Source organism: Corynebacterium coyleae, assembly GCF_030408635.1.
Lineage (GTDB): Bacteria > Actinomycetota > Actinomycetes > Mycobacteriales > Mycobacteriaceae > Corynebacterium > Corynebacterium coyleae.
In genome coordinates this window covers 84,405-95,405 of record NZ_CP047198.1, presented here as the reverse complement: position 1 = coordinate 95,405, position 11,001 = coordinate 84,405, and the positions used below count along the sequence as shown (strand labels likewise).

Genomic DNA, 11,001 nt, shown 5'->3' with positions numbered 1-11,001 from the left:
GTAGGGCAGTCTAGCGGTCTGCCTGGTCGACCGGCATGATGCTCATCGTGTCGATGTTCACCCGCTTCGGCAGGCTCGCCACCCACCGCACCGCCTCCGCAATGTCCTCGGCGGTGAGGTTCACGTTGCCCTCGTAAACCTTCTTCGCACGCTCCTCATCACCACTGAACCTGTTCAGCGCGAAGTCGGTCTTGACCCGGCCGGGGTCGATCTCGCACACGCGAATGTTGTTCTCCGCCTCTTCCCTCCTCATCGCGCGTGTGATGCCGCGCAGGCCGTACTTGGCGGCGTTGTACCCCGAACCGCCCTTGTACGCGTCGGTGCCCGCCACCGAACCAATGTTGACCACAAGCCCCTCCGACGCCTTGAGCTGCGGATACAGCGCACGCGTAACCCGCATGGTGCCCATCACGTTGGTTTGGAACATCCACTCCCAGTCCGCTTCGTCCGCGTCCCGCAGGTAGTCAGTCTCCTTCGCTCCACCCGCGTTGTTGACCAGCAAGTCCACGCGTTCCAGGCCCGCAAGCCTATCGACGCTCCCCTGGTCCGTCACGTCCAACTCCACCGCAACGCCGCCGATGTCGTCGGCAATCGCCTGGCACTTCTCCAGACGCCGAGCCGCCACGATGACCTTCCAGCCGTCGGCGGCAAGGGCCCGACACGTCGCCTCGCCAATACCCGCGGAACCACCTGTAACTACTGCAACCTTTTGTTCGCTCATGCGCCGAAGTGTAGGCCCTCCAACAGCATCCATGTGGCCAGAAGAATAAAGATGACGCCCGTGACCACGTCGATCCACCTGCCGTAACGCTCAATCTTGGAGGCCATCGCGCGGACTGCCAGTGCGAACCCGACGAACCAGACGATTCCGGTAGCTATCAGCAACGGAGCCGCCCACCAGCCCACGTGTGCGAACTGGGCGAAGATCGCCCCGAAGAACAGGACGGCCTTCGGGTTGGACAGGTTCGTCGCCACACCGGTGAGGAACGGTCTGCTCACCTGCTGCGCTTCCGGCAACTCCGGGTCGCTCGCCCGAATCGCGCCTATGCCCATCCACAACAAGTAGGCGCCACCGACGATCTGCAGCACCGACAGGATCTCCGGGAACGCTTGAATCAACGCACTCAGACCCGCCAGCGACGCGACGATCCACACCGTGTTGCCCAGCATGATGCCGAGCGCGCACAGGATGCCATCCCGTCGATTCTTCGCGCCAACCCGGATGATCTGAAACAGGTCCGGACCTGGGCTGACGATTGCCGCGAACCAGACTCCAAGCAGTGCGATCATCACTTCTCCATCTGTCGCATAGTGATGTTGAGTCTTCCTTCTAGCAGCGTCGACGTCCCCTTCTTTGCCCCCAGCACGCCGTGTCTCGCGCGGCGGGCTGGGCCACCGAACACGAGGGCATCCCCGGACATCAGGAGAGTATCGTGCCCCTCGATGCGGAACACACAGTCCTGACCGAACGACAGGCTGACCACCGCGTTCTCAGATTCTTCCTCCGCATCGACGTGCATGCCCATTCCTTTGCCCGGCGGGTAGAAATTCACTAACGCCGTTTCCACACGTGGAGTCTCACCAACCCGCGGGTCGATCTCGCGTGCCCGATCCATCACCTCCCCTGCGATCCGCTGGAAATTCTCCGGCACCGGCGGTACCTGATATCCATCGACTTCCTGCAGCATGCGGTACGGGTTCGTCGCCCAGAACCACCCGAGCGACAGCATCCACGCATCCATCTTCCCTTTGCCTACCCGTGGTTGGCGCATCGCCACCGGCGTGCCGGCAACCGACCTCGCTAATTCGCGCGCTTGTTCGATAATTTCCCGCTGCTCATCAGAGGTGAAAAACGCAGGTAAATGCACCACCCCAGGCATGACGCGGTTGGGTTCGCGTGGGATCACGGTGGCGTCGAAAAGCAATTGCTCCACCTTGCGTGTCGTGGCCGTTTTGTATGATCTTCATGTCAGATGCGGGTTTTTGGTACCGGTGTTCCGGAGACCCGGTACTGCTGTGTTCCGGGTAGTTGGTACCGGGGCCGGGCCGACGGAGTCGGCCCGGCTGTTTGTCTTATTCGTCCGGTTCTATTGGGGCGGTGGCCTTGCGCATGTCGAAGTCTCCGATGCGGATTCGGTGGCCGTTGTTGAGGCGGCTAACGAGTGAATCGGCTCCGACTCTGTCGGGGAGGGCTTCGACCCAATAGGCGGCGGCCGATTGGGAGGAGATCAGTGTTGGGAGTCGACCGTCGCGGTCGAATATGATCTTGCTCAGGTCTTCTTGCCCGCGCTGGTTGATGCTCATGGTCATAAAATCGTCGATGATAAGGACATCGACATTGATCAGTTTCCGCATCTTATCGAGGTAGTTTTGGTCAGTCGGTGAGAAGACCGCCAACATGTCTACGAGTTGGTCTAGCCGGTAGTAGGCCACGGAGTATCCGGCTTGGCATGCGGCGACGCCGATGGCGCAGACTATGTATGTTTTCCCTGTTCCGGTCGGTGCGAGGATGTGAATGTTGGTCGGGTTTTCCCGCCAGTTGGTCGCCGCGATTCGTTTCAGTTGGCGCATGTTGATGCCGCGTTGTTCTGCTCGGGTGACTTCAGCAAGGCTCGCGTCCGGGTATCGGAATTGTGCCTGGGTGATGGCTTTGGCGATGTTGCGTTGTTGCCGTTGTGTGTAGGCCTCTTCGACTGCTGCGAGGAAGATGTCCTCTGGTAGCGCATCCGCGTAGGCCTCGTCGTTGACAATCTCGTAGAAGACATCAGCGAAGGTCGATACGCGAAGCTTTCGCATTTTTGCCCGTACTGTTTCGTCATTGATGTTGCTCATGGTTCACGCTCCTTCTAGTTTTCGTAGTGGTCAGCAGGCCGGATGAAGACGGCGTCAGCTGCGTCGCTGGTAAGCGGGGCGCTTGGGCGTTGTTGGTTCTTCGTCGCGGGCTGTGTCTTTCGCCCTGGTGCAGCAGGGTGCTGCTGAGCGTGCGCAATGTCAGTCTGGATGCGCTTGATCACAGCCATAGTTGGAGCCAGCTTCTTTTCTAAGACCTGCTGGCACGCCGGCTCGAGGGTGGCTTTGCTGTGCTTTTTGCCCAGGTTGGCCAGCACGTTGCGAGCTTGAAGAAGTCCGCGGGGTACGGCGGCACTATTACGATCGAGGATCATCGCTATGACTGTGTGCGTTGCAGAACCGAACGACGAGGCCCAAGCCAAGAGTTCGTCGCGGGTGAGCGCCTTGTGGCCTTCGTCATCGCTGCTTGGCCCATGGTTGGGATCAGTGGAGTACCGGTATTTGAATCCGTGAAGGCGTGTGTGTTCAGCAACTAGTTGATCACCGTTGAAGATGCTCACCAGTTGCGGGGTGAGCCTGACCGTCACTGCCTCTCCTACCAGCTGAAATGGCACAGAATAGTACTGGTAGTCACAGGTGATGTGCCAATTACGGTCGACTTTGAGCCGCTTGTATGACACTTCCGTAAACGGTGTCGGCGGCAGATCGCGCATCACTGGTGCTTCTTCTTGCTCAAAGCGCATGCGCCGTGTTGTGCCATCAGCCCGTGTCATTGCGCTGTTGATATCGGCAAGCCGGTCAGCGATTGCCTCATTGAGTTCATCGAGATTGTAGAAGACCTCGTCGCTGAAATACCCGAGTATTTTGGTGTAGGCGATTTTCACAGCACGTTCTACTGCCGCTTTGTCGCGTGGCCTGCCAGGTCTTGTCGGCACAATCGTGACCCCGTAGTAGTCGGCAAACGCTGCGTAGCGGTCAGTGACCATCCGGTAGCCTGAATGCTTCCTCGGCCGGTAGGTCGCCGTAGAGGCATTATCCGGCACGATGACCGCCGGTAATTTGCCAAGATAGTTCAACGCTTTGACGTGGCATGCAATCCAAGCCGGCATCTTCTCATTCGCAGCAGCAGTGACGTACATCAGCCCTGAGTACGGGCATACCGCGACAAACAGCGACGCCTTGAATGCGGTATCACCACTGGCCTGATCCACCACCGGCACTTTGTCGCCAGCCCAGTCGACGTAAAGCTCTTGCCCCGGCTCATGGGTGACGACTTCGACAAGATCATGAGCACGGAGAAATTCATTGAGCCCACTGCAAAACTGGGAGTACTGGTACTTTGTCTTGTCCGTCGGACACGGCTGCGACAAGTAGTCCATCCACAGCTTGTGCCTGGTCACGTGCTTTTTGCTTTGGAGCTTGCGTGCAAGGGCTTGAAAATCAGGCTGGTCGTAGGACATCGTCCGCTTACTCCGGCCGTCGCTGAATCGATCATCGAACCATCCCGGTGGGAGTTGGCGGAAACGCTCTGGCGTTAGTGCCTCATCAGCGATGACTTTCTTTGCGCGGGATACTTCTCGTCGTGAACATCCCAATGCGTGTGTGATCTGCGCGTAGCTTGCACCGTCAAGGCACATCGCGATGATCTGTTTGAAGTTAGCCACAAGGACCGGCTCCTTCCAAGTAGATGTTGACGCGACACCACCGGATTGTGGTGTCGCCAACATCAACTATGAAAGAAAACCCCTTGCAGTACCGGGTACGTGGAACACCGGTACCAACTACGCGGACTCGCGGTACCAACTACCCCGAATCGACACTTCACACAATAACTCAAAGTGTGCGAACGGGCAAACGTATTTTTTTCCATTTCTGCTGGCTAATCCTCTGACGCTCGGTCGTGTGTTCGATATTGCTATTGACAACCCTGCAAATGGGGCCATGACTACGGCAATCGAACCGATGTTTCGCAACCAACGCACTAACGACCCGCACGCAAGCGGCGCCCAAGCGATCCGCGACATCTACTGGGGAATGTTCCGCATGTACGCGTACGAAGGCCACGTTGAAGACGACTTTTACATGATCTACCTCGACTGTCACTTTCTTGACGTAGCCGCGGCTTGCGGATTGGCAGAATGCGGACTGCACAGGCTTCGTGGCTGTAGTGGTCGTCTTCTTCGTGACTTCTAGCTGACGCCAAGAGCCTTTTTCCAGACAGCGAAAGTACTCCGCCGAAACAATTAGCTCAGTTCAGGAGAGCTATAAGTTCCGCCCTAGAGCTACAGTCCATTTTTTTCAGAAGAGAAGACACTATTTTCTTTATATAGGATTCAGAATAAAATAACTCTTTTGCTATTTGTCTATTGCTGTTTCCTCGGCGCAACAATTCCATGACAGCTTCCTCATTATCGGTTAATGAAGCGTGTGCCATTCGTTCGACAAACCGTCCCCACGGGGATTGAGCTACCAGCCGTTTCACGCATTGGGGTGAGAGACTGGTCCCTCCGTTAAGCGCATCTCTGAGTGCCTGAATAATTACCTGCGGAGGTTGTCCTTTAATGACGTACCCGGACGCCCCACGCGCAAGAGAAGTAATCATCGTGTCGTCAGTGTCGTAAGCTGTCATCACAACAAAAACAGGTGGTTCATCGAAACTGTTCGTCTGTTTCAGTAATTCGACTCCATCCATATCGGGCATGCGGACATCGGACAACACAACGTCACAGGTATGACTATCGAGCCATGTCAGCGCGCAGCGCCCGTTCGCGGCGGTGGCAACAACCTCTAGGTCTGGGGTTTTAGAGAAGTAAAGCGGAAAGGATTCCCGGATTACGGGATCATCATCAACAAGGAGGATCCTGGCGCTCATTTACTACACCAAGGATGGGTTTGACCTTTACTGCACCCCAGCCAGTCCTTAATAATCTGGTATGTATGAGTCACCGGTTTCCTCTCAGCGGGAGGTACCTCGACTGTTACGGGGGATCCTGCCACAAGGCTAACGGTAAGCATAAGAGAGATCACGGAATTCATATTTACGACGAAACCTTTCAGACGGGGACATGGAAAGTAATCGACCAACGGGCGTCAGCGCTATCCAGTGTCATGCTTCCGCCTACGGCGGCAATCGTTCGCTGCATAGATACTAAACCAAAATGGCTGGAACCAGCTCGCCCACGCCCCGGTCTATAAGTGTTAGCGATAGTCACAATGATTTGTTTGGCATCTGCAGTTGCAGTCATTCTCACCATGGAATCAGGGACGGCATACTTGATGATATTGGCACTGGCCTCAGACAAACATCGACTGAGCGCCTTGTCGATAGACTCAGTGCCGGGATCCACGCTGACATTCGCGGTGGATTCAACATGAAATCCGGCCTCCTGAAGCGCGCGATTAGTTTGTATCAGTGTCGTGGTTAGCGCTGGCACAGTCGCTTGCTGATGATTGATCGCCTGGGCATTGAGCTCGTCCACTAGCGCGCGAATACCGCTTATTGACTTACGCGCTGTGGTAGCACACTTCTGTAGAGCTTGCTCTATCTCCGGCGTGGAGATCGCCAATGCTTCAAGCCTAACTATCAGCGCAGTTAGATCAGCAGCTACCGTGTCATGGAGAAGCCCAGCTACTTCTGCCTTACGTTGGCGTATCTGGAGATGCCGTTGCCTTTCTTTTGTATTCACCGTGTTGATAAACCACCCAACGGCAAATGCGCAAACCATCATGAGGCTAAAGATGGTCACAGACTGCGAATCCACACTAAACGACTTTTTATCCGGGGAGTAAAACCCAAGTAGCGTCGTAAAAACTGCAAGGACTACTCCAGTCTTATACCTGCGTTGCGCAGTAACTACAGTAACCATCAGAATGGACGTCAACGTCACCAAATCTGGAGAACGAGCGGAAAAGCTTGCGACCGCAAACAGCGCAAGATGCCCCAGAGCGGCGACAGTAGGCCGATATGCCGCCAGAGGCAATGTAGCTGCTAGCAAGAAGAAAAGCACCCCAGTGCCAATGTCGACAGGAGCGACTACCGAAACGCGCAAGCCCCACAGAGTAAGAGCCAGCAAGCACAACACCAGCGCTATTACTACGCGGCCAGAATGAAACGCCTTAATAAACACATTAAGCACCCAGAGTTGCATCGGTGGAAACCATAGAAGAAGTGAAGCATGAAAGTTACGGTTCGTCCCGCCACCCAGCAATCGAATTTTCAACTATCAACTTATCGACGTTGAATCAAAAGCGATGCCAGAACCGGCCGATCAGAACCCCCAATATCCAATCGAAAAGCGAGGCGATAGCACTTCAAACTAGAGCACCCCTAGGCTTTGTTCCGCGACCCAAAGTACCTTTCCACTCTCCTTGATTCTCTCCCTCGTCGTTGGCCAGTGTGTAAGACAGCATCGCTAGAGATCACCCCCATTCTGAAGCCCATGGGGCGCTGTCCATGTTTTATCTGTTTGGCACCATCCCAGAGCCTCAACAAAAAGGGGGACAACGACCAGCAGTACCCGAACCAGGGAATTTGCCACCTTCGCGGTAAAACTTTCCCAAGATAAGCAAACTAGATAGGGTCGCATTTTCCATTTTTAGCATCTCGTTTCTGCAGCTCAACAATTGATTCGGTGAGCGAGAAGTCCGGATTGTCTTGTCGGAACTGCTTGATTGCAGACGCCGAGGGGATGGGTAGGCTCGAATCGATTTCTTGGGCCTTCGAGAGGTTTCTGTTTGGCTTTAGTCCCCACACTCCGATGATTGCGAGAACAAGCGCTAAGACGAACTGCCCCGTAACGATGGCCACTACTGCCGCCCCAATTGACAAACAAGACCCTATGTACTCTAGTTTTTCGAGCATATCTTCCTCTTGTGCAACTATTGCTACATGCGTGCGCTAGTCGAAGCACTTTTCCTGCACGCCAGCGATTCCTACGAGCTCCGCCGCGAGTGCACCGACAGCTCCACCGAGAGCTTGCAGCTTCTCGTAGCTGAAGCTCGCCCCCCACATGACGCGAACGGCTTCCGCCACTCCTCCAAGTTCTTTGATATAGCGCTTTATCTTGAGAAGTTTGGCGGCTCCAACCAAATTACCTGCGATCATCCCCGTAATTGCCCCAGTACACCCAAGAACACTGGCGTAAGTAGTTACCCCCGGTGTCCCTGTCACAAGGTTTTGCTGGACCCATGTTTGAGTAGCAGCATCGCCTTGAAGGAGGACTTCATCTGGAATAGACATGATGGTTTTCAGGTCGGCTTCCATTTGCTGTGCCTGTTCGGCAAATGCAGGGTCAAATTCAGTGCTGGTGCCCGCTGCATGCTTCGTGGAAATCCCTTTACCATTGCTCTTTTGAGTGCTGATAGAGGGGGCGTCGGTGGGTGACGGAGTAGCGTACGCGGCTGACACTGACGCGACCGAGCATGCAATGGTCAGCGTGACTGCCCCTGCGAGGACACGATTACGGTGAAAAAACATAGTACCTCTCTAGTGGTGGACTGGATTGGAGACACTTTTGAAACTAACCGCCTACCTGCAGAAAGGGCAATAGTTCAGATCACTTCTGGAACTTTAGTATCCACAGTGGTTCCAAAGGTTGCACTCCTTTTTGGAGCGCCTTAATCTTTTCGGCTCAAAAACAACTTGACGCTGTCGCCGTTGGCGCCCCAGGGAGTGGTGGGAAATAGATCAGTGGTTAAAGAATTCGCCCAGAACCAGCCGAACGACAGCATCCACGCATCCATCTTCCCTTTGCCTACCCGTGGTTGGCGCATCGCCACCGGCGTGCCGGCAACCGACCTCACTAATTCGCTCGCTTGTTCGATAATTTCCCGCCGCTCATCAGAGGTGAAAAACGCAGGTAAATGCACCACCCCAGGCATCACCTGGTGTGGCTTGCGCGGGATCACGGTGGCGTCGAAAAGCATCTGCCCAACATACCGTGTCGTGGCCGTTTTATATGATCTTCAAAATAGCCACCCAGGATGTTCGAACACCTGAACTCTTTATTCTTCATTATTCCGTTATACCCCCTTGCGTATCGCTTGTTTGTTCGATACTATAGCACCATAGACGAAAGGGGGGACCATGACAACGGCAACCGCACCACCGAAAATTTTCCGCAGTCAGCGACCAGATGATCCAGACAGCCGAAACGCTCAAATGATTCGCGATATTTACTGGACAATGTTCGGCGAGTACGCATATCCGGGCCTCGAGGTGGATGATTTCGACCTCACTGTTGAGAAGGTGCAATCGGCCACCAGTTGGAACAAGGGGTTTGTAAAGAACGCGATCCTCGGACATGCAGTCCTACAAGAACTTCCACGGCTTCGCGCGCTACAGAGCAACACACGGGTGATGGACATCGGCCACCTGACCGCTGCATATACCGCGATCGAGGAGCTCGGCCCAGATCCAGACGAGGAAGCACTCACGCTTATCGACGAGATCCTGGTTGACACCTTCACCCCCAAGCGCAACAACCAGCAGGTTCCGCAACGCAAGACGGTCACCGACCGCATCCGCGCTGCAATTAAACGCCTGGACAAGTCGCGCGGGTACAACGCAAAGAAGCGCGATGAACGCGAACAGGATACGAGCGACACGTTCCGGATCGACTGCTTCTCATTCGGTGGAGAGGACCGCGCGTCGATAGAGATATTCACCAACCCAATCGCCGCAGGTCGCGTCGGCGCAAGTGTGAAGGCTGTCGCCCGCGAACATGGCATCAGCATGCCCGAAGCCGCTTTGAAGTTGCTGTGTGGTGAAATCGCCGGCACATCCGTCACACCGGTGCTCAACGTGTACAGCCCGAAAGACCGCGAGGAAGGCGACCCGGTTTTTCTGCCAGGTTTGGGTTGGACCGATGCTGAAACCACCGCAGCCTTCGAAGACTGGTTGGCGTCCACCGACCACGTCGAACGCGACCTCGACGCAGCAGCCGTACAGAAACTAGGTGGCTACGCCCCGAACGAGGCGATGCGTCACGCTGTCATCGCCCGTGACGGCACCTGCATTTACCCTGGCTGTAACCGCGCCGCTCAGCAGTGCCAGCTCGACCACCGCATCCCTTACGGCGAAGGTGGCGAAACCGCAGTGGAGAACCTGTTTGCACTATGCCAGCACCACCACAATCTGAAAACGGATCGTCGCGGGTTCTACATTCCCGATCCGGTCACCGGTGACATCGTCTGGCTTTTCGAGGACGGAACATACGAAATCTGCACGCCGGAAGGCCTCCTCCACGAGCAAGTCACTCCGACGAACCCGCGGTGGAAGTCCAGCCTGGCCAACGTACGTAAAAACCGTGCCCGGGCCGCCGAGTTCTACGCCAAAGGCCACCGAATCCTGGACATTTTCGACGACACCCTCGACGAAGAAGCAGCCACCACCGCGATCGAAGAACTCGAGCAGGAATACAACATGGAATTCCCATTCGCACCCGAAATGCCGTGGGAAGAGCCACTCCCTCCAGAACCGGACGACGAGGAACCGCCGTTCCCAGACCCGGAAGACTACTACCCAGAGGAAAACCCGTTCCACGAACAACCAAAGATTGATCTGCCTTACTTCGCTCGCAGATTCAGATTTGATGACCTTAAAAACCTGGTGCTTGATATCGATGGGGACAACTTTGGGCTGGCAACGTAGATCACCGCAGGTAGAACTTGTCCACCACGTCGTATTTCGGCCCGCCACTTCTCCCCTTGCCCAGGTGGGACTCGAGCAGGAGCACTTCGTCGACGGCGAATTCTGGTCCGGTGTAGATGGCGAGGGCGTGGGCGTGGTCGTCGAGAAGCAATGGGTCCCGAGTTCGCGTCCCGGTGCGGGCGACGGTGAGATGCGCACGTTGGCGGCGGTGGGCATCTGGGTCGAGTTGGCAGTCCGCCATGAGGTCTTTCAGAGGTGCTTTGTCGCCGCCGACTCCGATCCACATGGTGCGGCGTTCGAAGCAGCCGGCGCCCCGCAGATGCAAGCGGAGGGGCCGAGTGAAGGCAGTCGCTTGGGAGAGATGGTCCGTGACCAGGGCAGCATCGTTGGGCTGGTTGCCGTAAAACGCCAGCGTGATGTGCCAATTGTCGGGGTCAGACCAGCGCACTTCGGTGCCGGAGAAGTCCCGGATGGGGCGCAGGGCGGTGATGAGGTGTTCGCGGACTTCGTCGGGTGGGACGATCGCTGCGAAGAGGCGTCTCATGCCCCACACGCTACCC

13 protein-coding genes are annotated in these 11,001 nt (G+C 56.0%); 2 read left to right on the top strand and 11 right to left on the bottom strand.

What is annotated here, in order from left to right:
- Positions 1–10: 10 nt before the first annotated feature.
- From CCOY_RS00405 to istA, 5 genes are all read right to left on the bottom strand, one after another.
- Entirely contained in the window at positions 11–721 is a 711-nt protein-coding gene (locus CCOY_RS00405; RefSeq protein ID WP_092101134.1) for an SDR family oxidoreductase, read from the bottom strand.
- The gene (locus CCOY_RS00400; RefSeq protein ID WP_092101132.1) at positions 718–1,290 is read right to left on the bottom strand and encodes a LysE family translocator; all 573 of its coding nucleotides are present in this window, start codon (positions 1,288–1,290) and stop codon (positions 718–720) included. Before CCOY_RS00400 ends, CCOY_RS00405 begins: the two co-directional genes overlap by 4 nt.
- Complete coding sequence (locus CCOY_RS00395) at positions 1,290–1,934, bottom strand: alpha-ketoglutarate-dependent dioxygenase AlkB (RefSeq protein ID WP_244268658.1); 645 nt, start codon at positions 1,932–1,934, stop codon at positions 1,290–1,292. The genes CCOY_RS00400 and CCOY_RS00395 overlap by 1 nt, the downstream gene beginning before the upstream one ends.
- Before the next feature lie 139 nt (positions 1,935–2,073).
- Complete coding sequence (locus CCOY_RS00390) at positions 2,074–2,832, bottom strand: ATP-binding protein (RefSeq protein WP_092100363.1); 759 nt, start codon at positions 2,830–2,832, stop codon at positions 2,074–2,076.
- Positions 2,833–2,846: 14 nt separating this feature from the next.
- A complete protein-coding gene (gene istA, locus CCOY_RS00385) occupies positions 2,847–4,454 on the bottom strand; it encodes an IS21 family transposase (protein ID WP_092101128.1) in 1,608 nt (535 codons plus the stop codon).
- A gap of 277 nt (positions 4,455–4,731) precedes the next feature.
- Here istA and CCOY_RS00380 point away from each other — a divergent pair, with 277 nt between their 5' ends.
- Positions 4,732–4,983: a hypothetical protein gene (locus CCOY_RS00380; protein WP_070421987.1), complete on the top strand. Its 252-nt coding sequence runs from the start codon at positions 4,732–4,734 to the stop codon at positions 4,981–4,983.
- Positions 4,984–5,038: 55 nt separating this feature from the next.
- Here the strand turns inward: CCOY_RS00380 and CCOY_RS00375 are convergent, their stop codons facing one another.
- The 5 genes from CCOY_RS00375 to CCOY_RS00355 form a co-directional block, all read right to left on the bottom strand.
- Complete coding sequence (locus CCOY_RS00375) at positions 5,039–5,662, bottom strand: response regulator (RefSeq protein ID WP_070484946.1); 624 nt, start codon at positions 5,660–5,662, stop codon at positions 5,039–5,041.
- A 181-nt stretch (positions 5,663–5,843) separates the two neighbouring features.
- Positions 5,844–7,010, bottom strand: a complete 1,167-nt coding sequence (locus tag CCOY_RS00370) for a sensor histidine kinase (protein WP_143028444.1) — start codon at positions 7,008–7,010, stop codon at positions 5,844–5,846.
- 350 nt (positions 7,011–7,360) lie between these two features.
- Entirely contained in the window at positions 7,361–7,651 is a 291-nt protein-coding gene (locus CCOY_RS00365; protein WP_070421984.1) for a hypothetical protein, read from the bottom strand.
- Between the two features lie 36 nt (positions 7,652–7,687).
- A complete protein-coding gene (locus CCOY_RS00360) occupies positions 7,688–8,266 on the bottom strand; it encodes a hypothetical protein (protein ID WP_083279376.1) in 579 nt (192 codons plus the stop codon).
- A 140-nt stretch (positions 8,267–8,406) separates the two neighbouring features.
- Positions 8,407–8,715 carry a hypothetical protein gene (locus CCOY_RS00355; RefSeq protein ID WP_092101124.1) on the bottom strand — a complete coding sequence of 103 codons (309 nt, stop codon included), beginning with the start codon at positions 8,713–8,715 and terminating at the stop codon, positions 8,407–8,409.
- Positions 8,716–8,875: 160 nt separating this feature from the next.
- Between CCOY_RS00355 and CCOY_RS00350 the strand changes: the two genes are divergently transcribed.
- Entirely contained in the window at positions 8,876–10,441 is a 1,566-nt protein-coding gene (locus CCOY_RS00350; protein WP_143028443.1) for an HNH endonuclease signature motif containing protein, read from the top strand.
- A gap of 1 nt (position 10,442) precedes the next feature.
- On the opposite strand, the gene thpR is transcribed toward CCOY_RS00350, so the two are convergent.
- A complete protein-coding gene (gene thpR / locus CCOY_RS00345; RefSeq protein ID WP_092102905.1) occupies positions 10,443–10,985 on the bottom strand; it encodes an RNA 2',3'-cyclic phosphodiesterase in 543 nt (180 codons plus the stop codon).
- Between the last annotated feature and the right edge of the window lie 16 nt (positions 10,986–11,001).

What these genes read in the sequence shown, in the direction of transcription:
- CCOY_RS00375 (WP_070484946.1), bottom strand. Translation starts at nt 5,662, where the DNA reads ATGAGCGCCAGGATCCTCCTTGTTGATGATGATCCCGTAATCCGGGAA.
- CCOY_RS00380 (WP_070421987.1), top strand. Translation starts at nt 4,732, where the DNA reads ATGACTACGGCAATCGAACCGATGTTTCGCAACCAACGCACTAACGAC.
- CCOY_RS00405 (WP_092101134.1), bottom strand. Translation starts at nt 721, where the DNA reads ATGAGCGAACAAAAGGTTGCAGTAGTTACAGGTGGTTCCGCGGGTATT.
- CCOY_RS00360 (WP_083279376.1), bottom strand. Translation starts at nt 8,266, where the DNA reads ATGTTTTTTCACCGTAATCGTGTCCTCGCAGGGGCAGTCACGCTGACC.
- CCOY_RS00365 (WP_070421984.1), bottom strand. Translation starts at nt 7,651, where the DNA reads ATGCTCGAAAAACTAGAGTACATAGGGTCTTGTTTGTCAATTGGGGCG.
- CCOY_RS00390 (WP_092100363.1), bottom strand. Translation starts at nt 2,832, where the DNA reads ATGAGCAACATCAATGACGAAACAGTACGGGCAAAAATGCGAAAGCTT.
- thpR (WP_092102905.1), bottom strand. Translation starts at nt 10,985, where the DNA reads ATGAGACGCCTCTTCGCAGCGATCGTCCCACCCGACGAAGTCCGCGAA.
- CCOY_RS00355 (WP_092101124.1), bottom strand. Translation starts at nt 8,715, where the DNA reads ATGCTTTTCGACGCCACCGTGATCCCGCGCAAGCCACACCAGGTGATG.
- CCOY_RS00400 (WP_092101132.1), bottom strand. Translation starts at nt 1,290, where the DNA reads ATGATCGCACTGCTTGGAGTCTGGTTCGCGGCAATCGTCAGCCCAGGT.
- CCOY_RS00350 (WP_143028443.1), top strand. Translation starts at nt 8,876, where the DNA reads ATGACAACGGCAACCGCACCACCGAAAATTTTCCGCAGTCAGCGACCA.